Genomic DNA, 24,584 nt, shown 5'->3' with positions numbered 1-24,584 from the left:
AATTTCTCTTTATATCAATTGGGTTTGGCTGGCATGGTCAAACCCATTTTTTGTTTAAAACAGAAATGCCCAGCCATTCAGCTGAGCAGTCCGTTTGTTTTAAAATTAGCGGTTTTTTTTTGAGTTATTTATTATCGCTGCCCATACGTCCGATCAACATTTCGATAATCGCAACGATGATGGCAAAAAAGAACGCAGGCCAAAACCCTGCTACATCAAATTTCGAACCCATGATTTTATCTGAAAGCATAATCATCAGAACTGTAATGATAAATGATACCAGACCAAATGTTAACCAATTCAATGGGAAAGTAAATAAACGTAGAATTCCACCTACAATCGCATTCACCAAGCCAATAACTAAACCCGTTAGGATAGCCCATCCAAAACCAGCAACAGTTACTCCAGGAATAATCCATGATGCGATTGCAACTACTAAACCTGTAACTAATAGACTAATAATGAACCTCATAACTTAAATAATTTGTGTAGTTAAAAATGGTTCAAAATTAATGCCAATAAAGCGGTTTATTGGACGGTATTTTTAGGGGTAACAAAAATAATATTATGCTAACATAGAAAAATATGTGTATATTCATCCAACAATTTTAAACATCAAAGGTTATGAGACAAATAGTTGCAACATTCTGCGCCCTATTATTCTCCATGGTATTATTCGCACAAAATAATGATCCAATTATTGGGAAATGGCAAAATCCAATTGGGGAGGGAAGAATCGAAATCTACAAGAAGAACGACAAGTTTTTTGGCAAGCTTTATTGGGTTAAAGATGCCTCAAAAAAAGATGTGAAAAATCCTGATCCCAAATTGAGGAGCAGGAATATCCAAGGCTTAGAAATCTTAACCGATTTCAGTAAAGAAAGTAAAACCTATGTAGATGGTCAGATCTATGACCCTAAATCAGGAAAAACCTATAGCTGTAAAATGACCCTAAAGGGTGATGACCAGCTAGATATCCGTGGCTACATCGGAATTAGCCTCATCGGGCGTACTGAAACCTGGAAGAGAGTTAAGTAATCAAGAAAAAGAACTCAAAAAGGATAATGCCCCCAATAGACCATCTATTCGGGGCATTTTTCTTCGAGAATGGAGCTATAGTTCTGGCTTTCATGGGATAATGAATTTAGGGCAAACGTTTTCGTAAGGGGGTGATATAAAAAAAGGTTATATTTATTGCGGATTAATTGAAATACTATGTATAAAACTCTAAAACCAGCCCTTGAAAAAGAACTTGCAGAAATTAAGGATGCAGGTTTGTACAAAGAAGAACGCATTATTGTAACTCCTCAAGGAGCAGATATCAAAATCAGTACAGGACAGGAAGTAATCAACTTCTGTGCGAATAACTACTTGGGACTGTCCTCACATCCAAAAGTTGTGGCGGCAGCAAAAGCGGCAATCGATAGTCATGGCTATGGAATGTCTTCGGTACGTTTTATTTGTGGTACTCAAGATGTCCACAAAGAATTAGAAGCTAAGATTTCAAAGTTCTTAGGAACTGAGGACACCATTTTATATGCAGCAGCATTTGATGCAAATGGAGGTGTATTCGAGCCCTTGTTAGGTCCTGAAGATGCAATCATCTCTGATGAGTTGAACCATGCTTCCATCATTGATGGAGTTCGCCTGTGTAAAGCGCAAAGATTCCGATACAAAAACTGTGATATGGAAGATCTAGAAGCACAATTAAAGGCTGCTTCTGGCGCAAGACATAAAATTATCGTAACGGATGGTGCTTTCTCCATGGATGGATCCGTAGCGCCATTGGATAAGATCTGTGACCTAGCCGATAAGTATGAAGCTTTAGTTATGATCGATGAATCACATTGTTCTGGTTTTATCGGAAAAACAGGCCGCGGAACCCACGAATTGTTCAATGTAATCGACCGTGTAGATATTATCACCGGAACTTTAGGGAAAGCTTTAGGAGGTGCATCTGGAGGATTCACTTCTGGTCGCAAGGAAATTGTCGATATGCTTCGCCAGCGTTCTCGCCCATACCTTTTCTCCAACACTTTGGCACCTGCTATCGCCGGCGCATCTGTTGCTGTCTTGGATATGTTGAGCGAAACAACTGAACTCCGTGATAAGCTAGAAGATAACACCAAATACTTCCGTGAGAAAATGACCGAAGCTGGATTTGATATCAAACCAGGCTTCCATCCTATCGTCCCAGTAATGCTTTATGATGCTAAATTAGCGCAAGAGTTTGCTTCCAAGATGTTGGATGAAGGAATTTATGTTATTGGATTCTATTATCCGGTAGTGCCTCAAGGAAAAGCACGTATCCGTGTGCAGATTTCAGCAGGACACGAAAAAGCACATTTAGACAAAGCTATTGCAGCCTTTACAAAAGTAGGTAAGGAATTGGGCGTGATTAAGTAATTCACGCCTGATACAACATAAAAAAAGCGCCTGGGTTATCCCAGGCGCTTTTTTTATTAGTTCAATCCTCTCTTTTTCATCAGGTGGATTGGGTCCGGATCCGCACCGCGGAATTTGCGGTACATCTCAGCAGGATTTCCTGTGCCACCTCTTTCAAGGATGTTGCTACGGAAGGAAGCTGCTGTATTCTGATCATAAAGACCTTTCTCTTTAAATGCAGCGAATGCATCTGAATCTAATACCTCAGACCAGATATAGCTATAATAACCTGCAGAATAACCACCACTGAAGATGTGTTGGAAATAAGTACTTCTATAACGAGGGATAATAGCATCGATCAATCCAATTTTATCCATTGCCGATTTTTCAAACTCATCTGCTTTGGCTTTGATTGGAGCAGTAGCGCTATGGTAGTTCATATCCAACATAGATGCTGCTAAATATTCAATGGTCGCAAATCCTTGGTCGAAGGTCCCAGCCTTTTGCATTTTTTCGATCAATGCATCAGGGATAGCTTCTTTAGTTTGGAAATGCTTCGCGTATGTTTTCAATACTTCAGGATCAGCAGCCCAATTTTCCATGATCTGCGAAGGAAGTTCAACGAAATCACGAGGAACTGAAGTACCTGCTAAGCTTCTGTATTTTACGTTTGAGAACAAACCATGTAGGGCGTGGCCAAATTCATGGAATAAAGTTGTTGCTTCATCAAATGTCAACAATGCAGGGCTATCACCAACGGGTTTTGTAAAGTTACATACGATAGAGATCACAGGAGCAAGACGTTTTCCGTTCTCACGAGCTTGAGATCTGTAAGATGTCATCCATGCGCCAGAACGTTTTGAAGCACGAGGGAAGAAATCAGCATATAACAAACCTAAATGAGAACCATCCTTATCACGAACCTCATAAACCTCAACCTCTGGGTGGTAAACTGGTACATTGTTCAGAGCGACAAAAGAAATCCCCCACAATTTGTTCGCAGTAGCAAAAGCACCTTCGCGAACGTCGGTTAAACTGAAATAAGGTTTAATTTCCTCCTCATTCAGAGCATAACGTTTTTGACGGATTTTCTCTTGGTAATATCTCCAGTCGTATGGAGCCACTTTGAATGTATCTTTGGCAGCTTCGATTTCTTTTTGAATATCCGCAGCTTCAGTTTTAGCTTTTGCTAAAGCTGGAGTCCAGATTTTGTTCAACAGGGCATTCACGTTAGCAGGATTTTCTGCCATAGACTCCTCAAGCACATAAGCAGCATGAGAAGAATAACCCAATAATTTTGCTTTATCTAGGCGTAGGTTGGCAATCTTGATCAAGATTTCTTTTGTGTCAGCATCATTGCCATTATTACCGCGCAATTGGTAAGCATCCCAAATCTTTTTGCGCAATTCACGGTTATCCGCATATTGCAAGAATGGCATTACAGAAGGGTTCTGTAATGTAAATAACCATTTGCCATCCTTTCCTTTAGCTTTTGCCTCTGCAGCTGCCGCGGCCTTCAATTCTTTTGGTAATCCGGCTAAATCTTCCTCTTTGTCAACAACCATTTCAAAGGCATTGGTTTCAGCCAATAGGTTCTGACCATATTGAGTCGATAAAACAGAAAGTTCAGCATTGATTTTCTTTAATTTCTCTTTATCCTCATCTTTCAGGTTTGCTCCCGAACGAACAAATCCTTTGTATGTTTCTTCTAATAATTTTTGATCTTCTGCATCTAAACCAGCATTTGCTCTTTGGTCATAAACGGTTTTCACGCGTTTGAAAAGCTCTGGGTTCAAATTGATCTCATCCCTATGCGCCGACATTACCGGGGCAAGGTCCTTTGCAATGGCTTGAATCGTGTCGTTTGTGTTAGCACTGTTTAAGTTGTAAAACACTGTCGACACACGGTTCAATAGTTGTCCTGCATTCTCTAATGCAAGGATGGTATTGGCGAAAGTAGCAGGTTCATCGATCTTCAAAATAGAATCAATTTCTGCCTCATGTACTTTCAAAGCCTCTTTAAAAGCAGGTCTGAAGTGTTCATCTTTGATCAGGTCAAAAGGAGGGACTTCAAAGTTAGTTTCGTACTTGGCTAATAATGGATTTTTCAAATCTACAGCTTCCTCTTTTTTAGTTTCGTTGTTACACCCTACTAACAAGCTGGCTATCACCATGCAGTAAGGTAAAAAAACTTTTTTATTCATTCTCTTCTAGTTTGTTTCAAATTTTGTGCAAAGGTACTAATTCTTTACTTAAGTATCCCATTCTTTGTAGCCAACAAACTACTAAGAATTTCTAAAATATTTGTTTAATTAGCTGTAACAAAAGTGAGTCGTTTGCGTCTAATTACTAAAGCTTTAACTTATGAAGGATTTCTTTTTCTGGTGTGCTGGGGTACATAAGGAAACCTTGGACCGCTTCCCTGAGGAGCAGAATAAATATATAAGCATTGGTGCAACGATATTTTTCACTGGACTGTTTGCAGCGTTGGCAGGTGGCTATGCCCTGTATTTCGTGTTTAGCGGTAGTTCATTTGCCATCTTTTTCGCCCTGCTTTTCGGTATGATCTGGGGTCTGGCCATCTTTAATCTGGACAGGTATATCGTATTGAGTATAGACAAGAGCCGCAGTGGCTGGATGCAATTATTGCAGGCCCTTCCCCGTATCTTGTTGGCCATCCTGATCGGTATGATCATTTCCAGGCCTCTGGAACTGAAAATCTTTGATAAAGAAATCAAAGAACACCTACGGGCGGAATATCTGGTTCAACAGAACGCCAAAATTGACACCCTAAACAAGACTTTCGAAAATAAATACCGTGTTGAATATGCTCAGCTCAAGAATCTGACCACACATGCCGATTCACTTGAAGCGAGTATCAAGACCTCTAGACAGCAATTGAACCATGAAATCTTCGGAACCAAAACCGATGAGACTTCAGGGGTGATGGGCTATGGTCCTTATGCAAAAATGAAGGAGGAAAACCTCAATAAACAACAGGCTTATCTAGATAGTTTGCGAGGTCGATTGCAGACCAAAGAGTCGGAGTTGTTACAACGAAAAGCCTCGGAAGGTCTGATGAGCCAACGGATTCTGTCGGATAAATCCCTGGATAGTGCTGTAAATGTCGCTGGTTTTGCTGACCGAAATGCCGCCTTGAGCAATCTTCACAAAAAACCGGACGGAACAGTGAATAAATCCACTGAAAATGCGGTAATTTTTATTGCTTTGCTATTTATCTTCTTCGAATGTTTGCCAGTTTTCGTCAAATTGATGAGTGGTCGTGATGCTTATGACAATGCCCTAAAAAATCAAAAAGAGGTGCATAATTATGAATCCAATACAGGAGTAACCGTGGAGAAAACCGCTATCGATAAAATAGACGATTATCGAATCGACGCTTCCATCAAGCGTAGAATGGACAAACTCCAGAAAGAATTTGTCGAAGATTAAACCGCCTATCTAAAGATTTCAGTATACTTGCCATTCAATTAAAACTTTCATAATTGTATCCAAAAAAGGGATTATGAAAGTTCTGATTGGTCTATGAAGCATAAACCATCAATAAAAACCAACAATTGATATGAGCAAGAGAAATATGCTATTAACGCTTGCGTTAATGACCATTTTTAACCTAGGACAAGCACAAGAAAAAAGAGGTAGGATCAGGGACTTCGGCATTCAGATCGGTATTCTTCAAACAGGAACAAACAATGCCATTACCGATGTCGCTGGTGTAACCGTAGGTCAGAAAACTATCATTAAAGGTGATTCCGTACGCACCGGAGTGACCGCGATCATTCCACATCAGGGAAATATCTTTCAGCAAAAAGTTCCAGCAGCTGTGTTTGTAGGAAATGGCTTTGGAAAAATGATGGGGATATCCCAGATTGAAGAACTCGGAAATATCGAAACGCCAATTTTATTGACCAATACCCTGAATGCACCTAAAGTTGCCAATGGCCTTATCGATTATATGCTTTCCTTACCTGGAAATGAAAACGTAAGATCGGTTAACTCCGTTGTAGGAGAGACCAATGATGGTGGATTGAATGATATCCGTGGCCGACATGTGGAAGCCGCAGATGTATTAGAAGCCATAAAAAGTGCTAGTACAGGAAGAGTATCAGAAGGGAATGTGGGGGCAGGAACTGGAACGGAATGCTTAGGCTATAAAGGTGGGATTGGAACCGCATCAAGGAAGCTCCCAGCTTCTCGGGGAGGGTATACTGTTGGGGTGTTGGTACAGACGAATTTCGGTGGAGTCCTGAGCATCCATGGTGCTCCCGTCGGACGTGAGCTCCACAACTATTACATGCAAGAACCCAAAGAAGCCCATAAAGTGGATGGATCATGTATGATCGTTATTGCAACGGACGCTCCACTTTCTGCTAGAAATCTGGAGAGATTAGCCAAACGTTCCTATATTGCATTCGGAAATGTTGGTTCATTCTCTTCCAATGGAAGTGGTGATTATTCCATCGCTTTCTCCACGAGCCCTACAAACTTAATTCCTCACGAAAGCAAAAACATAGCCTTAGAAACAACCGAAGTAGGCAACGATTATATGTCTCCGTTGTTTATGGCAGTTTGGGAAGCAACTGAAGAAGCAATCTTAAACTCCATGTTTATGGCTGAGGATATGAAGGGAATTAGAGGCCGGACCGTAAAGGCAATCCCAATCAAGGAAACACTAAATATTTTGAAAAAGTACAAGGCGCTAGACTATGATAAACTTCCTAAAGCTGTTCAGAAATAAGACGAAGTTAGTCACTTTATGCGCTGCTTTTATTTCAATAGGTTTTAGCAGTTCGGCTCAGGATAAATCCCTAACGCTGGATCAGGTCGCTAAGCAACATCATATTCCAGCTATACAGCTCAATTATCAAAAAAATGGAAAAAACCATCTCTATCAGTATGGCATAAAGAATCTGGATAGTAATTACCTAATTGATCAAAATACAGTCTTTCAGGCTGCATCCCTGACCAAGGTCGTAGCGACCTATACTTTTTTGAGGTTGAAGGACAAAGGCTTGATCGAACTGGATAAACCTCTTTGGAGCTATTACCAATATGATCGCCTAAAAAATAACCCAAACAGAGATAAGATCACGGCAAGAATGGTGTTGACCCACCGTACCGGCTTCCTAAATTGGGAAGGAGATGTTCCTTCGGATGCATGGAGAAAGTCTCCCCTAACCTCCCAATTCGAGCCAGGAACTGATTATATGTATTCTGGTGAAGGATTTTATTTCCTGCAGGAGACCATGGAGCACATCTCGGGAAAAACCTTTCAAAAATTGGTCGAAGAGGAAGTTCTGATTCCCATGAAAATGAAAAACTCGGCGATTGTATGGAAAGATGAGCTGGAGGCCAATGCCGCCTATGGACATTACGAAGATAATAAGCCGAGGAAGCTAGGGAAATATAGAAAGAGCAATGCTGCATATACCCTATATACCACGGCTGAAGATTATAGCAATTTCATCAAGAAATATATCTTTGATGGTTTTGGTCTGAAGAAAAAGACCCATCAATTAGCTTTGAGCCATCTGGCAGATGCTAAGAAAGCCCAGGAAATCAGCCCGGATGATAAATATGTTCCCTGTGCCTTAGGTATGCGGATGCAGATCAATGAATTAGGAACTGCTTATTGGCATACCGGATCAAATCCAGGCTTTCGCTGTTTCTTTTTGGCCTATCCCAAAAGCAAGGAAATACTGGTTGCTTTTACCAATACTGATAATGGATTTGTAGCGATTCCCGATATATTGGCGTTATTTTTGAACAATAATCAGACATTCTGGATGTATAAATGGCGCCAGGGTGAGTTAGACTAAAAAGGATAAGATTATGATTGGAATTGTTGGAGGTGTCGGTCCATTGGCTGGTGTCGATATCTTAAAAAAAATAATAGAAGAGACCAATGCAAGAAGAGATCAAGATCACTTACCGGTATTATTATCTTCGCAATCGCATAGAATACCTGATAGAACTGACTATCTTATAGGTAAAGAACCTATTAATCCAGGCCTTGCGATTTCTGAAATAGCTTTAGAACTGGAAAGAGCAGGGGCTACCGTTGTAGGGATACCTTGCAATACGGCCCATTCTCCTCGGATTTTTGAGGTGATCCAAGAGGAATTGGCCAAGCACAATTCTAAAATCCAACTTCTGCATATGGTGGCTGAAACAGCCAAGTTCATTCAGGAAAAATTTCCTGGATCAACGGTCGGTGTGCTTTCCACAATCGGAACCCGCAACACCGGTCTATATAAACAGGTTATTGAGAGCTATAATCTGACCTGTATCGAGCCAAACGATGTGCTTCAGAATAAAGTCCATTCGGCCATTTATGATGAAACCTATGGGATCAAGGCTTTTTCCTCGCCGGTTACCAATCGGGCGCATGATCAGTTGGTCGCGGCCATCCATGAGTTGAAGGGGCAAGGTGCTCAAGTGATTATCTTGGGATGTACAGAATTGCCTTTGGCCTTGCGTGAAAAAACTTATTATGGTTTGCCTGTCATTGATCCGAACCGCATCTTAGCAAGGTCGTTGATCCATGCAATAAATCCTACGAAATTGAACCCTGTAGCGGATTAGGACTAGCTTACGTATTATGTAGACATAATAAAATTTGAAAAACATGAAACAAAGTAAAGTACCAGCTCTTTTGATTTTAATGCTAGGCTTATTCTTAATGCCAAATGCATCTAATGCCCAAGAAATGTTAGTGAAAGTAAATACCGATATTTTCCCAGCTCCTGAAAAAGGCTTTAAAAGAATGGTCATTGAAGTACCTTACTCTGAAGCGGACAACAATAAAAAGATTGAATTCAGTGTAGGTAAGATGATGGAAGTTGACGGTTGTAACCATTTTGGATTAAATGGCACGATCGAAACTAAAGATTTGGAAGGTTGGGGATACAATTACTATGTATTCAAAACCAACGGAGATGTAATTTCTACCCAAATGGCATGTCCTGGTGCACCTGCAAGAAATCTTTTCGTATCGGCGCAGCCTACTCTGGTACAATACAATGGTAAAATGCCGATCGTAGTCTATGTTCCTGAAGAATATGATGTACGATTCAAGATCTATACAAGTACAGACGAGGTTTACCGTGCGATGGAAGACAAACCTAGCAAAAAGTAATCCCTCGATTCAATAAAAGACTTAAAAACCCAGACATGAATATGACCTGGGTTTTTGTTTTATTGCTTATTTTTATTCTTCAGGCAATAATATGGCAAATAATACCCTTTCAGAAATAGACAAAATCTACCAGTCCCAACTTAAAAACAAATCGGCTATAAAACATAGTACCGCTTATAAAAGAATAGGTTGGATCAAGAAATTATTAGATACCATCAATAGGGAAGAAAAGGCCATTGAGCAGGCTCTATACCAAGATTTTCATAAATCTGGAATTGAAACGGCCATTACTGAGATTTTGGTGGTACAGCTGGAGCTGAAACATATCGCCAAGAAACTACGTGGCTGGATGAAGGACAAGAAGGTTCGTCGTTCATTGGTGATGCCCAATGTCAGCGCCTATTTGCATTATGAGCCCAAAGGAAACGCATTGATCATCACGCCATGGAATTACCCCTTTCAGCTCCCGTTAGTCCATCTGGCGGCCTGTATTGCCGCAGGTAACACAGCTATACTAAAGCTCTCTGAATTTTCTCCGAATAGCAACCAAGTCCTTAAAAAAATAATAGCCGAAGTCTTTCCAACTGATCATATTGCAGTCATTGAAGGAGCTGTTGAGGAAACGACCCATCTCCTGAACCTAAAGTTCGATCATATCCATTTTACAGGTTCGTCCAAAGTGGGAAAGATCGTTATGGAAGCTGCAAGTAAGCACCTCACGGATATTACCTTGGAACTTGGTGGCAAGTCTCCAGCGGTAATCGATAAGAATGTGAATCTGAGGCAGGTCGTTAAAAACCTGATCTGGGCCAAGTTTATCAATGCAGGGCAGACCTGTATTGCTCCAGATTACATCCTTGCCCATAGGCATCAGAAACAGCAGCTTGAAGAGGTTTTTAAGATCGAAATCGAAGAAGCTTTCGGTAAGGATGCGTTTAATTCACCGGATTATGCCCGAATAATTAACGAAAAACAGTTTGAAAGGCTTAACCAAGCTCTAGACTCAGCAAAACAATTAGGAGCTAATATCATTGCTGGAGGCAAGACCGATGGAAGGACCAAGTACATTGCACCAACGGTAATCACCAATGTGGCCGCCAATAATCCGCTCATGACGGATGAGATCTTTGGCCCCATTCTGCCCATCGTATATTATGCACAGATTCAAGAAGCCATTGACTTTATCAATGCTAAGGAAAAGCCATTAGCATTGTACGTGTTCAGCAAAGATTCAAATTTCAATAAACATATTATCCGGAATAGCAGTGCTGGATCAACCTGCATAAATGATGCGGTCATACAGATCATGCAACCTAACCTTCCTTTTGGAGGAGTAAACAATTCTGGTTTGGGACAATCCACGGGTTGGTATGGCTTTAAAGCGTTCTCACATGAAAGAGCCGTTGCCGATGTCAAGATCATCCCGCTGTCTTCTATGTTCTGGTATCCTTACACGGAAAAGACCAGTAGGATGTTGCAATGGATTAGGCGTTTATTCTAGCCAAATATCTTGTTCCAAAGGCTCTTCTTGATGCCTACATAAAAATCCCCGTCTTCCTTTTTCAAAGGATAGATCCGGATAAAGTTATGTTGAGGTTCATCTCCTTTGCCAGACTCCAGATTGAATCGATGCCGGTGAAAGGGACAGACCAATTTACCTTCTTCGCACCATCCTTTTGTCAGATCTGCTCCTGCATGCGGACAGCGACTTGAGGTAACCGATAGGACATCTCCCTCTTTGATCAAACAGAGCTTTTTACCAGCCACATGCAAAGCCTTGACATAATTACGGCTCTCATCAATTTTCACAGGCACTTTATGCCATTCTAAATCATCATCTTCAAAATTCTCCATCAGCTGCAAGATTTAATAATTTATAGCAAGTTAAGAAATGACATCAACAAAAAAGAGGCAAACCCTTGGGTATGCCTCTTATATTTTCAGCTAAAGTTTAATTCTAAACGAATTTCTTAGCATTTACTTTACGTTCGTTTTCAGTAAGGTAGATCTTACGCAAGCGGATACTTTGAGGAGTAACCTCGATGTATTCGTCAGCTTGGATATATTCCATACATTCTTCCAAAGAGAATTTAATTGCTGGAGCAATACGTGTATTATCATCAGAACCAGATGCACGCATGTTTGTCAATTGCTTTCCTTTAGTCACGTTGATTGTTAAATCGTTGTCACGGATATGCTCTCCCAAAACCTGTCCTTCATAGATCTCAACACCTGGATCAACGAAGAAACGACCACGGTCTTGTAATTTATCGATTGAATAAGCCGTTGTAGAACCTGTATCTAATGAGATCAATACACCAGCCATACGACCTGGAATTGTTCCTTTCCAAGGTTCGTATCCTTTCAGACGGTGCGCCATTACAGCCTCACCAGCAGTAGCTGTCAATACGTTGTTACGTAATCCAATGATACCACGAGAAGGGATAGAGAATTCAAGGTGTTGCATTTCGCCTTTTGTTTCCATGATCAACAACTCACCTTTACGTTGAGTTACCAATTCGATCACTTTACCAGAAACTTCAGCAGGTACATCTACTACCAACTCTTCGATTGGCTCATGTTTCTGACCGTTTATTTCTTTAACGATTACCTGCGGTTGTCCTACTTGTAATTCATAACCTTCACGACGCATTGTTTCGATCAATACTGACAAGTGAAGAATACCACGACCGTATACTAACCATGCATCTGGAGAATCTGTAGGAACAACGCGTAATGCTAAGTTCTTTTCTAATTCTTTTTGAAGACGGTCATAGATGTGACGTGATGTTACGAATTTACCTTCTTTACCAAAGAAAGGCGAGTTATTGATGGTAAACAACATGTTCATTGTTGGCTCATCAATGTGCATTACTTCTAATTGCTCTGGGTTTTCGAAGTCTGCAATGGTGTCACCGATTTCAAAACCATCGATACCTACTACAGCCACGATATCACCTGCATGAACTTCTGAAACTTTAACACGACCAAGGCCTTCAAACAATTGAAGTTCTTTCACACGAGATTTTACAATCTTGCCATCACGTTTTACCAATGATACCGGTTGGTTTTCTTTGATTGTTCCTCTTACCACACGGCCGATCGCGATACGACCAACGAATGTAGAGTAGTCCAATGAAGTTACTTGCATCTGCAATGTACCTTCAGATATTTTAGGAGCAGGAATATGTGCAATGATTGCTTCCAACAATTCCGTGAAGTCAGTCGTTGGTTTAGTCCAGTCAGTTGACATCCAGCCTTGTTTTGAAGAACCGTATAATACAGGGAAATCCAATTGATCTTCAGTAGCACCTAAGCTAAAGAACAAATCAAATACATTTTCGTAAACCTCTTCTGGACGACAGTTCTCTTTGTCTACTTTGTTTACCACAACAATAGGTTTGATACCTAATGCTAAAGCTTTTCCGGTAACAAATCTTGTTTGAGGCATCGGACCTTCAAAAGCATCCACCAATAGAACAACACCGTCAGCCATTTTCAATACACGCTCAACCTCACCACCGAAATCGGCGTGACCTGGAGTATCAATAATGTTGATCTTGGTGTCTTTGTATTTAACAGATACGTTTTTAGACACGATGGTAATACCACGCTCACGCTCCAAGTCGTTGTTATCCAGGATTAATTCCCCTGAATTTTCATTGTCCCTGAATTGATTGGTGAAGTGTAAGATCTTGTCAACTAGGGTAGTTTTACCGTGGTCAACGTGCGCGATGATCGCTATGTTTCTGATATTCTGCATTGAGCAATAATGTGTTATTAAAAATAAGAGGTGCAAAGATATACATTTTGCACCTCATTTTTTACTAATTGCTATTAATATTTTATTAGCATGTCGTTTATTTATGATTAATTCTCAAACAGTTGGGTCAAAAGCAAGCTTATTTTGCTTTTCCAGATACAACCTTCGGAGCTGTTTTTTTAGGTTCGAAGGATATTACTACTTCACTTTTTTAAAGAAGGCCGTAGATATATCTCCAGTACCATCCTCCAAATAATCTTCTAATACCAAAACCAAATAATTGCCTTCAAAGTAGTATGGTATAGTTTCACCAGTTATAAGGATTGTTTTTTTTACCTCATCTCGCGTACCATAGTATATCTCTTCCCTTTTTGATTCTTCAACAAAGTAAGTTAACTTAATGCTTCCATCTGCCTTCCATTGGATTTTGGCATTGGGATAGTCTTTGTCCCAAACCTCCCTTACAAGTTTTCCATTTAAATATTCCTGGGTCCTGTATTTATCTAATACATACTCTACATCTGGGGCAATTTTGCCTTTACTGCATGCTGAAATCATTAGGATGATTAATAACCCTAAAAAGTTAGTTTTAATAAATTTCATAATTTAATATTGGTTTGTTTTCGCCTGCTTAGGATAAAATCATTTCCCTCTTCATTTATATCAGAGACCTATATCTTGGTCTATCATCCTAAATGAAGGAAAGCATTTGTTCTAAATAAGTTAATAAATGTTTAGAACCGAAAATAGATAATTTATTATCTCAATTAGACGCATTTACCGAATGTCAATACCAAAAAAGTTCATGCTTCCTAAAATAAGAAACAGATTCTTCGTTCAACTGTGATTCTGAACAATTCGTGAAGAATCTGTACGGTTTTCCTCTATAAAACCCTGTCATTTTCCACCGAAGGTGCAAGAACCGCACGCCAATATTTCCTACGTTAATTTGATTTTAGGAGTGCAATATTCCGAGATGTTTCGTGTCTCAACATTAACAGCCAGGTTGAATTTAGCGCCATGAAATGTTTGATATCTCACATCCCACATCTCAAATCTCTCTCCCCTATATTCCCGCCGAATTAAACTGCAGGTCATACAATTTCCTATAATAACCCTCCAGCTCCAACAGCTCATGGTGCGTGCCGATTTCCTTGATCTCACCCTTATCCAGAACAATGATCTTATCCGCTTTCTGTATGGTGGATAACCTATGCGCAATCACGATAGAAGTACGGCCTTCCATCAGGTTCTCGATGGCATTTTGAATCAATTCCTCCGTTTCCGTGTCAATGGAGGAGGTTGCCTCATCAAGGATCAGGATTTTTGGATCATGAACTAAGGCCCGGATAAAGGATATTAGCTGCGCCTGACCGGCAGAAAGCGTCGAACCTCTTTCTTGGACCTGATAGTTGAAGTTCCCTGGAAGTCGCATGATAAAATCATAAGCACCGACTTTCTTAGCAGCATCCTCAATAGATTCAAAGGATATATTAGGGTTGTGCAGATTGATGTTGTTCAGAACCGTGTCCGAGAACAGGAAGACATCCTGCAGCACGGTGGCAATGGTCTGACGTAGGAATGTCAGATCATAATCCTTGATATTAACACCGTCTAATAAGATCTCTCCTTTTTGGATTTCATAGAAACGGCTCAGGATATTGATAATAGATGATTTTCCAGCACCCGTCGCACCCACTAAAGCTAGGGTTTCACCCTGCTCCACATGGAAGCTTACGTCTTTCAATACCCATTTCTCATCATTATAGGCAAACCAAACATTTTTAAAGGTAATCTCTCCCTTTACATGTTCCGGTTTGTAATTTCCTTCATCTGGGGTGAATTCATCGGTATCTAGCACATCAAAGATACGCTCAGCAGAGACCATTCCCATCTGAAGGGTGTTGAACTTATCGATTAACTCGCGTATTGGTCTAAAGATCATGTTGATGTACATGATAAAGGCGACCACTACACCCGGAGAAATGACATCGGCCAAGATCTGTTTGGACCCGTACCATACCAATAGACCTGTTGCAATGGCCACAATAATTTCCAATACCGGAAAGAAGATCGAGAAATACCAATTCGCTCGGATATGCGCATTTCTATGTTCCGCATTGATAGCCTTGAATTTGCGCATCTCTTGGTCTTCCCGGGCAAAATATTGGATAACGCTCATGCCAGAGATATGTTCCTGTAGAAAGGTATTCAGATTGGAAACCCATAGCCTGACACTTTGGAATGCTGACTTCATGGCTTCCTTAAAGATATAGGTCGCAGCAATCATCAGTGGCATAGGAATCAAAACGACCAAGGTCAATTTCCAATCCGTATAGAACATTACCCCTAGGATAACGACCAACTGCAGAAGGTCGCCAATAATTTGGATCAGACCTTCCGAAAAGATATTGGCAATGGTTTCCAGGTCAGAGATGGTCCTGGTGATTAATCTACCGATCGGGGTATTGTCGAAATATTTTAACCTTAGGTTGGTGATATGGTTGAAAACCTGGATGCGGATATCCCGGATAACGGATTGTCCAAGGGTATTGGTCATCAGGGTATGGAAATAACGGATGATGGTTTGCGCTATCAAAAGGGCAAACATCAATAGAAGCATGTTAGTCAATCCTTCCCCTTTTCCGGATAATATATAATGGTCTAAGGTATATTCCACCAATAGCGGAAGGGCAGGAGCTACAGCTGCAAGTAATATCGTTAGTATAACGGAAACCCAGAAAACAGGCATATAGGGGCGGATGTATTTAGCTAACCTTCCCAGTAGTTTACTGTCGTATGCATTTCCTGAAATTTTGTCTTTTTCCAAAATCTTCGTTTTAATCAATATATGGATAATGGACCTCTGTTAGGTAAAGCCCACAGGCCGGAACCGAAGTGCCAGCTTTAGAGCGATCCATACTTTGAATTACCTCTTTAATATGTTCTATAGGTTTCTTGCCTAGGCCGATTTCCATCAGGGTTCCAACTATTGCCCGAACCATGTTTCGCAGAAAACGATCTGCAGAAATATGGAATACCAATCTTTCGCCTTCCCACAACCATTCTGCACGTTTAATATCGCAATAATTGGTGAATACTTGTGTGTTCGATTTGCTGAAACAAGAAAAATCTTGCCTACCTAACAAATCTAGGGCTGCAATGTTCATTTTTTCAACATCCGGTTTGTCGCGCAGCTGCCATGAAAACCCATGTTGAAAGGGATCCTTCTGGAAATGTACATGGTATTCATAACTCCTTTGCGTGGCATCAAAGCGAGCATGGGCCTCTACAGCTACCCCAATCAAGCGTTTTGCTGAAATGTCAAAAGGCATCAGGGCATTCAGGGAATGGACAAACCTCTCCTTGTTCTCCAAAACATGAGCATTACTGGAGAAATGAACAAATAGCTGTTTGGCATGCACCCCACTGTCCGTACGTCCTGCGCCTATCGTTTCTACTTCTTCGCGAAGTAAAATCGAAAGAGCTTGGTTCAGTTTTTCCTGAACAGAGACAGCGTTATCCTGGATCTGCCAACCATGGTAGGCCGTTCCATTGTATGCTATTTCCAAAAAGTATTTAGGTATTTGTTCTTCCACCATGCAAAGGTAATTAATATCAAATTAGCTCATATGCGCAATTATAAAGATCAGGTAAAAAATTAAGGCAGGTCCAGGATTGTACCTGTTCCAGATGAATGCCTTGTACTTGAATACAAGTACATAATTTACCACTTATCTGGGTATGTTTTTGCGTGCTAATTAGCTCTACCTTAGTCCAATAATAAAACTCATAGATCATGAAAAAGGTAATAATCATACTAACATTATTTTTAGGCTGTACATATGCAGCTTCTGCTCAGGGATTTTTGGACAAAATCGACAGAGCATTGAACAAGGTGGAAAACACATCCAATAAGGTAGACAATACCTCGAATAAGGCCGGACGTATTGGCGGTAAATTAGGTGGGCTTTTAGGTAAAAAAGGCGATAATGCTGCTGCTGCCGAACTGGTAGTCTTAATTGAAGGGGTAAATCTTGCTGAATTGAAAACCATTTCCTCTGGATTGGAATCCAATAAAAAGGTTTCTGATGTGAAAATGAAATATAAAGCATCAGGTTCGACATTAAATGTACAGTTCAAAGGCGATGCTGAAGAGCTTTTTGAGGCGCTAAAGAAAACTAGCCCTTTGATAACCGATGAATCGGTGCAGGCAATCGAAGATGAAGGTATTGCTATAAAAATCGAAAAATAGTTTATCTTTATACACATCATGCATAGGCAGTGATTTTCACTGCCTATTTCTATTTAATAAAAACCTACAGATAAGCATTATTTATGGAAGCTAGGTGCAAAATATTGCCAATCCTGCTGCTATTGTGCCTACTTGTTCCCACAGCTAAAGGAGAACAGGTAAAAAGGCCCTATCAAGCAGAAATTGATAGCCTAGAAAAAATCATAAAAACCGACCTAAGTGTTGAAGAGAAAGCTTTTAATATCTTTGAACTGTCTTTTTACTACTCCTATTCAGATTCTGCCACAGCCCACAATTACCTGAAACAGGGTCTCCTGTATAAAAATGAATTTCCCGTCGCCAATGGGATGGGCAAAGTATATGAAGGACTGTTTTATATGGATTATGACCTGCCAAAAGCGATCCGTCTATTCGAAGAAGCCGATGCAGAACTGGCCAAGATTGAGGGAAACAAAGCGAAATGGCTAAGGGCTAAATTATTGAACAATATGGCTTCGGCCTACCAATGGCAGGATAAACATATCAGGATGTTGGAAATCTTGGTCAATAGGGCGCTGCCAATGGCCAAGGAAGCCAATGATGATATTATCACCGGAAATATCCTCTATAAGATCGGACTGAATTTCTGGAACAATCTGCAATATACTGAAGCCAATAAATATCTATTGGAATCATTGGAGCACCTGAATAAGGGAAAATATGACCCCTATACCATGAATGAGGTATATAAGCTTCTGGTCGTTTCCTTAAATGCAATGGATGATAGTGTCATGTCTGAAAAGGTCATGTTAAATTATGAGAAATTTATCAAGAGGCATAAAGGTTCCTTGCCCTTAAGCGACTATCATTTTGTGCATTCGGTCTACAATCGATTTAAAAAGAACTATGATGTATCGCTCATCCATATGGATAAATCCATTGAATACCTTAAAAAAGAAGGGGAGCCAAACCCTCGTGCCTTGACCAGTTTATATTACCAAAGGGCACTGATAAACCTCAGCAAAAAGGATTTTCAGTCTGCATTCAAGGATTTGAATGAATATGTCGAAAAAAGGATGGATATAGGTTATACTTTCTTTCAGGACAGTTTGAACATCGCCATCGCATATGTCAAAATCTATGAAGGATTAAAGGACTATAAAAAAGCCATGGAATGGGTGAAAAAGAAGGATGTCCTTCAGGATACCATGTATAACAGGCGGATCAGAGAGTCCTTAATGGATTATGAAGTAAAATATCAGACCCTCGAGAAAGAAGGTGAGATCCTTTCCTTAAAGACAGAACGGGAGAAAACCGAGAGCGATATCAAAAATACCCGTATCATCATTGCCTTGGTGGCGATCATCCTATTATTGATCGGATATTTCCTGTTCAAGAATCACCAGAAAAACAAAAGATTGCTGCAGCAACAAGAAATCAACAATAACCAAAAACTACTCGAGGAAAAGCAAAAACAAAAACTGCTGTCCCTTGATGCCATGTTGCATGGAGAAGAAAAAGAAAGGAACAGGCTCTCTAGGGATTTGCATGATGGCCTAGGCAGTATATTGGCTTCTATCAAATATAAAATCTTGGACACTCAATTGTCCAATCCAAATGATAAAGTGAATTCCATTTTAGTCGATATGGATTTTGCCATTACAGAAATGCGAAGGATTTCCCATAACCTTATGCCTGAATCCCTGCGTCGTTTTGGTCTTGCCGTATCATTAGGTGACCTGTGTAAGAGTCTGCAGAATTCCAATACCAAGATCGAACTGCAATTATATGGATTGTTTAATGTACTCAGCCAAGAACAGCAGACCCATATTTACAGGATCATTCAAGAATTGATCTATAACTCCCTGAAACATTCGGAAGCCAAACATATCTTGGTGCAATGCAGTGTCGAAGATAATGTGGTATTTATTACGGTTGAAGATGATGGCAAGGGTTTTAAGTCCGATCAAATAATGGATGATTCAAAAGATGGAGTGGGTTTGACCAATGTAAAAATTAGGGTGAATTACCTCCATGGTAAATTGGATATCCGCTCCGAAGTAGGCAAAGGAACGAGCATCGATATTGAGATTCTGGTGTAACTGTATCAGAAACCCACGGCAATGAACCATTTACCATGCAGAAACCAAAATCTATTTAAGTTGTTTGTATTATATTTGCGATATAAATAATCTATAAATATGATACAGCGTATTCAAACCGTTTGGTTATTGCTTTCAAGCCTAGTTTTATTTGCTCTTTTCATGTTCCCTTTTGTAGGCTACATTGATTTGGTAGGACTTGGAAAAAACATCTATGTAACTGGCGTATATTCCTCAGCAAATAACGTTACAACTAAAGAAACTGGCTTTTTATTGATGACCATTGCTACTGTGGTTCTGGCTTTGATCCCCATCTTTATCATATTCCAATATAAAAACCGAAAACTGCAGTTGAACCTGATCTTAGTGCAAGTGGTATTGATCTGTTTATTTGCTATTTGGATGTTTATTACAGCAAACAACATCCTTGATCTGATCAATCAGCATATTGGAGCTAACAATATTGGTATTGGATTTTTCCTTCTGCCGATTTCTATTCTATGCTTATCCTTTGCTATTCGTGGAATCAGAAATGATAATAAATTAATTAAATCAGCCGAAAGGCTTCGTTAATTCGAACGTATGAAACAAATTATATGGTTTCTTGGACTTGCTGTGGTGTTTTTTTTACCAAAAAATTCGCAGGCCCAAGAAGATCCTAACTTAAATGTTGTCGATGATATACAGTTTGACCTAAAGTCGGTAACGGCATCTGGTGACACTTTAGTGGTTGATCTGTTTGCCATATCTTATGACAAGAACCCTAGGGAATTTAGGTTGAATGTATTCGCTACTGCATTGATCGATGCGCAGGAAGAATCGCATATGTTAACCTCCGTGCAGATCGATAGGGTAATCGTGCAGCTTTCTGATAGAGAAAATTACCTGAATTACCTGTTACATCAAGACAAACCCGTCAATATCAAATTGAAATTGACACCTATGACAGAAGAAATAAAGAACGCGAAAATGGTTAAAATCGTTTTCAATGCCTTGGAAGAGGAAGGCCAATTCCTCGATGCATTTATAGATCTTGAACAAGAAAAGGAGCAATAATGCTCCTTTTTTCGTTTATGGATTGTTGATAATAACCTTTTCGATTTGACATATTGGATAGATCTATCCTTCTTCTCTTTCCAATCTTTCCAATTCTTCGTAATTCTTCTCCAATTTTTTGACCAGCCTGATATAGATCAGCTTATAGATCCATTTTACGAAAGCAATCATGGCCCATCCGATTAGGAAAATGACGATTCCCAGGAAGGTAAAAAACAAGATGTTATGGCCAACGGATTTATGGATGACGTCCTCTTCCCAAATCATTCTCAGAGCGGTTATTCCCAATCCGACCAAAATCATGTAAATATTGAAGCGAATATAATAGGTAACTGTTTTTCTGGTTAGCAAAATATTGGACAAAAGCTCCTTGGTATTATTGGTGTTCTTTATCTTTCTATAAGAATTGAAAAAGGAATAAATAAAATAAAGGATGATGATATAGGAAACCACATCAATAAAATTCGTGAGCAGTTCCAGCGGATAGGGCATTTTTTCTGGGTCCGTGTCAGAAAGAAATACGAACACATTTAATAGTACCCCAAGAAATAATTCGATGATGCTGATAATAAAGATCCATTTCACAAGGGAGGATGAACTCTTGTGCAACATATTTCGGATTTCCTCCTTGTTTACTTTAGGAAAACCCTGGTCTTTTTGCCAATGTTGTTTTAGAAAATCTAGTTCATCCATTAAACCACTCCTTTCTTTGTTAGCATTTCTTTCAGTTTGTTCTTGATTCTATTCATTTTGACCCGGGCATTAACTTCGCTGATCCCTAATGTTTCTGAGATCTCTGTATAGTCCTTGTCTTCGAGGTACATATAGACCAAAGCTTTGTCGATATCATTCAATTGCCGTACGGCATCATATAGGTGTTTTAACTGGTCTTCAGTCTCCGAATTGTATTCCTCATAGCGGATGTTGGCTAGGGATTGATCCCAATCAACGGTCGCAATCTTTGTCTTTTTACTTCGATATAATGATATGGCCGTATTCAAGGAAACCCTATAGGCCCAAGTGGAAAACTTTGACTCACCTTTGAACCTTGGATACGATTTCCACAATTGAATGACCATCTCCTGGAACAAGTCCTGGTGGGATGCCAGATCTGCTGTGTAAAGCTTGCAGATCTTGTGTAGGATGTTCTGATTATCCTCCAAAAGATTTACAAATTCTTGCTCTAGGTTCTCAATCATTTATTGGTATTTGTCGACAATAGTAAGGTATTGTTACAACATGTAGATACATTTTTTTAAATTCGCTCAATGGCAAAAACAAAATCAGCATATTTCTGTCAATCATGTGGATATGAATCTCCAAAGTGGTTGGGGCAATGTCCTTCCTGTAAGCAATGGAATACCTTTGTGGAAGAGGTTGTGGAAAAGGCATCTAGCCGTGTTCCCGAATGGCGAAGTACCAGTACAGGTCCTGGAATACAGAAAAGAACGAACAAAGCTGCGGTCATCCATGAGATTGTATACTCCGAAGAACAACGGATCCTGACTCCTGACAAAGAATTCAACCGTGTTCTAGGGGGAGGAATTGTGCCGGGTTCATTAGTGTTGATCGGCGGGGAGCCGGGAATCGGGAAATCTACCTTGATGTTGCAATTGGCCCTTTCCATTCCTAAGGTAAAAACACTTTATATTTCTGGGGAAGAGAGCGAACAGCAGATCAAGATGCGAGCGGAAAGGCTAGCCCAAAGTTCCAATGCGAATTGTTATATCCTGACCGAAACATCCATGCAGAACATCTTTAAACAGATCGATCAAGTGGAACCCAATGTGCTCGTCATCGACTCCATACAGACTTTACATACTGCCCAGATCGAATCGGCTCCCGGTTCGGTATCTCAGGTCAGAGAATGTACAGCTGAACTGCTTCGATTTGCCAAAGAAACCAATACTCCGGTATTTATTGTTGGCCATATCACCAAAGACGGATCTATTGCAGGACCAAAGGTATTGGAACACATGGTGGATACCGTATTGCAGTTTGAAGGAGATAGAAACCATGTATATCGAATCCTGAGAGCAGTAAAGAATAGATTTGGATCTTCTTCGGAACTGGGGATTTACGAAATGCAAGGCTCAGGTCTAAGGGAGGTTTCCAATCCATCGGAAATTATGCTTTCGCAAAGGGAGGAACAGGTCAGTGGAATTTCCGTAGCAGCGATGTTAGAGGGCATGAGGCCGCTGATGATCGAGGTGCAGGCCTTAGTGTCCAATTCCGCATATGGAACGCCTCAGCGAAGTTCCACCGGCTTTGACACGAAAAGGTTGAACATGCTCTTGGCGGTACTTGAAAAACGCTTTGGATTTAGGTTAAGTGCTCAGGATGTATTCTTGAATATCGCCGGAGGATTAAGGGTGGAAGACCCAGCAATTGATCTAGCCGTGATTGCAGCGCTTATTTCCTCTCAGCAGGATATAGCCCTCCCGTCTAATATAACTTTTGCAGCTGAGGTTGGCCTGTCTGGAGAAATCAGGGCGGTAAACCGGATCGAACAGCGAATCCAAGAAGCCGAAAAATTAGGATTTGAACAGATCTTTATCTCAAAATATAATACCAAAGGATTGGATGTGAAAAGATATCAGATCCTGGTCAGGCCAGTGGCCACCCTAGAAGATGTCTTCAGAATATTGTTTGGTTAGATAAGGCATAAATAAAAAAAACTCCGAGATAATTTCCCGGAGTTTTTTTATGATGTTTTTTGCTTATTTGATTACTTCAGCAAGTTTAGCCTCAAGAGCTTCACCACGAAGGTTAACTGCAATGATCTTACCTTCTGGATCTAAAAGGAAGTTTTGGGGAATACCCTCAATTCCATAGAGTTCCACTACTGGTGAATGCCAGAACTTAAGGTCAGAAACTTGGGTCCATCCTGAAAGATTATCAGCTTTAATAGCCTCTAACCAATCTGTTTTACCATTTTCACGATCTAGGGAAACACCGTAGATAGTAAAGTTCTTGTCCTTAAATTTATTGAATGCAGCAACTACATTCGGGTTTTCATGACGACATGGTCCGCACCAGCTTGCCCAGAAGTCAATCAAGACATATTTTCCACGTAAAGATGATAATGCAACCACTTTACCGGTTGTATCAGGCAATGCGATTTCTGGAGCTACTGATCCAATGGCAACCTTCTTTTGTTTCTCGATCTTTGCTGCCAAAGCTTTTCCACGTGTAGAATTTTTTAAAGCAGCAGGAAGCTTTTCATAAGCCGGCGCTACCACATTATTTACGGTTTGCGCACTTACCATTTCATCCAATAACCCTAAAGTCACATAACTGCCTGGATTATCTTTGATGAATTGCTCGTTCAGCTGAGTTTGTTGTTTGAATAATCCTTCAGCCTTTCCTTGCAGGTTCGTCAGGAATTGCTCGTCCTGTTGTTGGTCAGGACTTGCAGCTTGGTATTCCTTGTTTAATGCTTCAAACTGATCTGTTACCGCTTTAATTGATGCTTTGTATTTGCTGAAATCAGTATTGATCTCATTTCCTGAAATTTCAGCGGTTGCCATTTTATCCCCAGTAACCTTGATTACCCCTTTAGAAAGGTAAAGCATGGTCATATCCGGTGTTTCAATCTGGTTCAATGGTTTCCCATCGGCAGATAATATCATCTGTGCCTGTGTAGGCTCTGATACAATACCATTGTAGGTAAACTGTCCTTTATCAACATTAGCAGAGTCAATATGGCGTTGTCCGCCGTCTACATACATCAAATACACTTTCGCTGGCGCATTCACATCCTTTATATTTCCTTTGATGGAAAAGTCCTCTTGGGCAAAAAGCAAAGTAGGGACTGCTGCCAGTACAGCTAACATTGTTTTTTTCATATCTATTGTTTTACGTTTTTTACTATAGTACATTAAT

The 24,584-nt window shown here is 40.2% G+C and carries 23 protein-coding genes; 13 read left to right on the top strand and 10 right to left on the bottom strand.

The genetic code is table 11. The features are described 5' to 3' along the window. Window positions 1-124 precede the first annotated feature (124 nt). Window positions 125-472 carry a phage holin family protein gene (locus tag NLF99_RS02950; protein ID WP_093100141.1) on the bottom strand — a complete coding sequence of 116 codons (348 nt, stop codon included), beginning with the start codon at window positions 470-472 and terminating at the stop codon, window positions 125-127. A 152-nt stretch (window positions 473-624) separates the two neighbouring features. Here NLF99_RS02950 and NLF99_RS02945 point away from each other — a divergent pair, with 152 nt between their 5' ends. Further along, window positions 625-1,038: a DUF2147 domain-containing protein gene (locus NLF99_RS02945; protein ID WP_254526659.1), complete on the top strand. Its 414-nt coding sequence runs from the start codon at window positions 625-627 to the stop codon at window positions 1,036-1,038. Window positions 1,039-1,215: 177 nt separating this feature from the next. Then, window positions 1,216-2,406, top strand: coding sequence for a glycine C-acetyltransferase (gene kbl, locus NLF99_RS02940; protein WP_254526658.1), 1,191 nt, complete (start codon window positions 1,216-1,218; stop codon window positions 2,404-2,406). Window positions 2,407-2,462: 56 nt separating this feature from the next. Here kbl and NLF99_RS02935 read toward each other — a convergent pair whose 3' ends face one another. Beyond that, on the bottom strand, window positions 2,463-4,589 hold the full coding sequence (locus NLF99_RS02935; RefSeq protein WP_185215774.1) for a M3 family metallopeptidase: 2,127 nt from the start codon (window positions 4,587-4,589) through the stop codon (window positions 2,463-2,465). Between the two features lie 160 nt (window positions 4,590-4,749). Between NLF99_RS02935 and NLF99_RS02930 the strand changes: the two genes are divergently transcribed. The 6 genes from NLF99_RS02930 (at window position 4,750) to NLF99_RS02905 (ending at window position 11,045) form a co-directional block, all read left to right on the top strand. Beyond that, window positions 4,750-5,838: a DUF4407 domain-containing protein gene (locus tag NLF99_RS02930; RefSeq protein ID WP_254526657.1), complete on the top strand. Its 1,089-nt coding sequence runs from the start codon at window positions 4,750-4,752 to the stop codon at window positions 5,836-5,838. Window positions 5,839-5,968: 130 nt separating this feature from the next. Further along, window positions 5,969-7,144: a P1 family peptidase gene (locus NLF99_RS02925; protein WP_254526656.1), complete on the top strand. Its 1,176-nt coding sequence runs from the start codon at window positions 5,969-5,971 to the stop codon at window positions 7,142-7,144. After that, entirely contained in the window at window positions 7,113-8,225 is a 1,113-nt protein-coding gene (locus tag NLF99_RS02920) for a serine hydrolase (RefSeq protein WP_254526655.1), read from the top strand. Before NLF99_RS02925 ends, NLF99_RS02920 begins: the two co-directional genes overlap by 32 nt. Window positions 8,226-8,238: 13 nt before the next feature. Then, window positions 8,239-8,991 carry an aspartate/glutamate racemase family protein gene (locus NLF99_RS02915; RefSeq protein WP_185212898.1) on the top strand — a complete coding sequence of 251 codons (753 nt, stop codon included), beginning with the start codon at window positions 8,239-8,241 and terminating at the stop codon, window positions 8,989-8,991. A gap of 43 nt (window positions 8,992-9,034) precedes the next feature. Then, window positions 9,035-9,544 (top strand): ecotin family protein, encoded by a 510-nt coding sequence (locus tag NLF99_RS02910; RefSeq protein ID WP_237219409.1) that lies wholly within the window; start codon window positions 9,035-9,037, stop codon window positions 9,542-9,544. A 91-nt stretch (window positions 9,545-9,635) separates the two neighbouring features. Next, a complete protein-coding gene (locus NLF99_RS02905) occupies window positions 9,636-11,045 on the top strand; it encodes an aldehyde dehydrogenase family protein (protein ID WP_254526654.1) in 1,410 nt (469 codons plus the stop codon). Here NLF99_RS02905 and NLF99_RS02900 read toward each other — a convergent pair. The 5 genes from NLF99_RS02900 to truA all read right to left on the bottom strand — a co-directional run bounded on the left by NLF99_RS02900 (window position 11,042) and on the right by truA (window position 16,909). Continuing rightward, window positions 11,042-11,398: a Rieske 2Fe-2S domain-containing protein gene (locus NLF99_RS02900; protein WP_093100153.1), complete on the bottom strand. Its 357-nt coding sequence runs from the start codon at window positions 11,396-11,398 to the stop codon at window positions 11,042-11,044. The two genes, NLF99_RS02905 and NLF99_RS02900, sit on opposite strands and share 4 nt — an antisense overlap. A gap of 103 nt (window positions 11,399-11,501) precedes the next feature. Beyond that, the gene (gene typA, locus NLF99_RS02895) at window positions 11,502-13,307 is read right to left on the bottom strand and encodes a translational GTPase TypA (protein ID WP_185212900.1); all 1,806 of its coding nucleotides are present in this window, start codon (window positions 13,305-13,307) and stop codon (window positions 11,502-11,504) included. A 198-nt stretch (window positions 13,308-13,505) separates the two neighbouring features. Beyond that, window positions 13,506-13,910: a hypothetical protein gene (locus NLF99_RS02890; protein ID WP_185215778.1), complete on the bottom strand. Its 405-nt coding sequence runs from the start codon at window positions 13,908-13,910 to the stop codon at window positions 13,506-13,508. A gap of 463 nt (window positions 13,911-14,373) precedes the next feature. After that, window positions 14,374-16,137 carry an ABC transporter ATP-binding protein gene (locus tag NLF99_RS02885; protein ID WP_254526653.1) on the bottom strand — a complete coding sequence of 588 codons (1,764 nt, stop codon included), beginning with the start codon at window positions 16,135-16,137 and terminating at the stop codon, window positions 14,374-14,376. Between the two features lie 10 nt (window positions 16,138-16,147). Then, window positions 16,148-16,909 carry a tRNA pseudouridine(38-40) synthase TruA gene (gene truA, locus NLF99_RS02880; RefSeq protein ID WP_185212903.1) on the bottom strand — a complete coding sequence of 254 codons (762 nt, stop codon included), beginning with the start codon at window positions 16,907-16,909 and terminating at the stop codon, window positions 16,148-16,150. Between the two features lie 197 nt (window positions 16,910-17,106). On the opposite strand from truA, the gene NLF99_RS02875 reads away from it, so the two are divergent. The 4 genes from NLF99_RS02875 to NLF99_RS02860 all read left to right on the top strand — a co-directional run bounded on the left by NLF99_RS02875 (window position 17,107) and on the right by NLF99_RS02860 (window position 20,699). Further along, complete coding sequence (locus NLF99_RS02875) at window positions 17,107-17,562, top strand: hypothetical protein (RefSeq protein ID WP_254526652.1); 456 nt, start codon at window positions 17,107-17,109, stop codon at window positions 17,560-17,562. A gap of 83 nt (window positions 17,563-17,645) precedes the next feature. After that, on the top strand, window positions 17,646-19,643 hold the full coding sequence (locus NLF99_RS02870) for a sensor histidine kinase (RefSeq protein WP_254526651.1): 1,998 nt from the start codon (window positions 17,646-17,648) through the stop codon (window positions 19,641-19,643). A 99-nt stretch (window positions 19,644-19,742) separates the two neighbouring features. Further along, a complete protein-coding gene (locus NLF99_RS02865; protein WP_185212906.1) occupies window positions 19,743-20,216 on the top strand; it encodes a DUF4293 domain-containing protein in 474 nt (157 codons plus the stop codon). A gap of 9 nt (window positions 20,217-20,225) precedes the next feature. Beyond that, window positions 20,226-20,699: a hypothetical protein gene (locus tag NLF99_RS02860; RefSeq protein WP_185215780.1), complete on the top strand. Its 474-nt coding sequence runs from the start codon at window positions 20,226-20,228 to the stop codon at window positions 20,697-20,699. Between the two features lie 63 nt (window positions 20,700-20,762). Here the strand turns inward: NLF99_RS02860 and NLF99_RS02855 are convergent, their stop codons facing one another. Further along, the gene (locus NLF99_RS02855) at window positions 20,763-21,392 is read right to left on the bottom strand and encodes a hypothetical protein (protein ID WP_185212908.1); all 630 of its coding nucleotides are present in this window, start codon (window positions 21,390-21,392) and stop codon (window positions 20,763-20,765) included. After that, window positions 21,392-21,898 carry an RNA polymerase sigma factor gene (locus tag NLF99_RS02850; protein WP_185212909.1) on the bottom strand — a complete coding sequence of 169 codons (507 nt, stop codon included), beginning with the start codon at window positions 21,896-21,898 and terminating at the stop codon, window positions 21,392-21,394. The genes NLF99_RS02855 and NLF99_RS02850 overlap by 1 nt, the downstream gene beginning before the upstream one ends. 69 nt (window positions 21,899-21,967) lie before the next feature. Here NLF99_RS02850 and radA point away from each other — a divergent pair, with 69 nt between their 5' ends. Beyond that, a complete protein-coding gene (gene radA, locus NLF99_RS02845) occupies window positions 21,968-23,356 on the top strand; it encodes a DNA repair protein RadA (protein ID WP_185212910.1) in 1,389 nt (462 codons plus the stop codon). Between the two features lie 63 nt (window positions 23,357-23,419). Here radA and NLF99_RS02840 read toward each other — a convergent pair whose 3' ends face one another. Beyond that, window positions 23,420-24,547 carry a TlpA disulfide reductase family protein gene (locus NLF99_RS02840; protein ID WP_254526650.1) on the bottom strand — a complete coding sequence of 376 codons (1,128 nt, stop codon included), beginning with the start codon at window positions 24,545-24,547 and terminating at the stop codon, window positions 23,420-23,422. Window positions 24,548-24,584 lie beyond the last annotated feature (37 nt).

Source organism: Sphingobacterium sp. LZ11T8 (genome assembly GCF_024261425.1).
GTDB lineage: Bacteria > Bacteroidota > Bacteroidia > Sphingobacteriales > Sphingobacteriaceae > Sphingobacterium.
Note: the sequence above shows the minus strand (reverse complement) of the source record. Positions and strands in the feature narration are given on the sequence as shown.

Excerpts from the sequence above, each read along its gene's own strand:
- NLF99_RS02950 (WP_093100141.1), bottom strand. The coding sequence starts at position 472 with ATGAGGTTCATTATTAGTCTATTAGTTACAGGTTTAGTAGTTGCAATC.
- NLF99_RS02945 (WP_254526659.1), top strand. The coding sequence starts at position 625 with ATGAGACAAATAGTTGCAACATTCTGCGCCCTATTATTCTCCATGGTA.
- kbl (WP_254526658.1), top strand. The coding sequence starts at position 1,216 with ATGTATAAAACTCTAAAACCAGCCCTTGAAAAAGAACTTGCAGAAATT.
- NLF99_RS02935 (WP_185215774.1), bottom strand. The coding sequence starts at position 4,589 with ATGAATAAAAAAGTTTTTTTACCTTACTGCATGGTGATAGCCAGCTTG.
- NLF99_RS02930 (WP_254526657.1), top strand. The coding sequence starts at position 4,750 with ATGAAGGATTTCTTTTTCTGGTGTGCTGGGGTACATAAGGAAACCTTG.
- NLF99_RS02925 (WP_254526656.1), top strand. The coding sequence starts at position 5,969 with ATGAGCAAGAGAAATATGCTATTAACGCTTGCGTTAATGACCATTTTT.
- NLF99_RS02920 (WP_254526655.1), top strand. The coding sequence starts at position 7,113 with ATGATAAACTTCCTAAAGCTGTTCAGAAATAAGACGAAGTTAGTCACT.
- NLF99_RS02915 (WP_185212898.1), top strand. The coding sequence starts at position 8,239 with ATGATTGGAATTGTTGGAGGTGTCGGTCCATTGGCTGGTGTCGATATC.
- NLF99_RS02910 (WP_237219409.1), top strand. The coding sequence starts at position 9,035 with ATGAAACAAAGTAAAGTACCAGCTCTTTTGATTTTAATGCTAGGCTTA.
- NLF99_RS02905 (WP_254526654.1), top strand. The coding sequence starts at position 9,636 with ATGGCAAATAATACCCTTTCAGAAATAGACAAAATCTACCAGTCCCAA.
- NLF99_RS02900 (WP_093100153.1), bottom strand. The coding sequence starts at position 11,398 with ATGGAGAATTTTGAAGATGATGATTTAGAATGGCATAAAGTGCCTGTG.
- typA (WP_185212900.1), bottom strand. The coding sequence starts at position 13,307 with ATGCAGAATATCAGAAACATAGCGATCATCGCGCACGTTGACCACGGT.
- NLF99_RS02890 (WP_185215778.1), bottom strand. The coding sequence starts at position 13,910 with ATGAAATTTATTAAAACTAACTTTTTAGGGTTATTAATCATCCTAATG.
- truA (WP_185212903.1), bottom strand. The coding sequence starts at position 16,909 with ATGGTGGAAGAACAAATACCTAAATACTTTTTGGAAATAGCATACAAT.
- NLF99_RS02875 (WP_254526652.1), top strand. The coding sequence starts at position 17,107 with ATGAAAAAGGTAATAATCATACTAACATTATTTTTAGGCTGTACATAT.
- NLF99_RS02870 (WP_254526651.1), top strand. The coding sequence starts at position 17,646 with ATGGAAGCTAGGTGCAAAATATTGCCAATCCTGCTGCTATTGTGCCTA.
- NLF99_RS02865 (WP_185212906.1), top strand. The coding sequence starts at position 19,743 with ATGATACAGCGTATTCAAACCGTTTGGTTATTGCTTTCAAGCCTAGTT.
- NLF99_RS02860 (WP_185215780.1), top strand. The coding sequence starts at position 20,226 with ATGAAACAAATTATATGGTTTCTTGGACTTGCTGTGGTGTTTTTTTTA.
- NLF99_RS02855 (WP_185212908.1), bottom strand. The coding sequence starts at position 21,392 with ATGGATGAACTAGATTTTCTAAAACAACATTGGCAAAAAGACCAGGGT.
- NLF99_RS02850 (WP_185212909.1), bottom strand. The coding sequence starts at position 21,898 with ATGATTGAGAACCTAGAGCAAGAATTTGTAAATCTTTTGGAGGATAAT.
- radA (WP_185212910.1), top strand. The coding sequence starts at position 21,968 with ATGGCAAAAACAAAATCAGCATATTTCTGTCAATCATGTGGATATGAA.
- NLF99_RS02840 (WP_254526650.1), bottom strand. The coding sequence starts at position 24,547 with ATGAAAAAAACAATGTTAGCTGTACTGGCAGCAGTCCCTACTTTGCTT.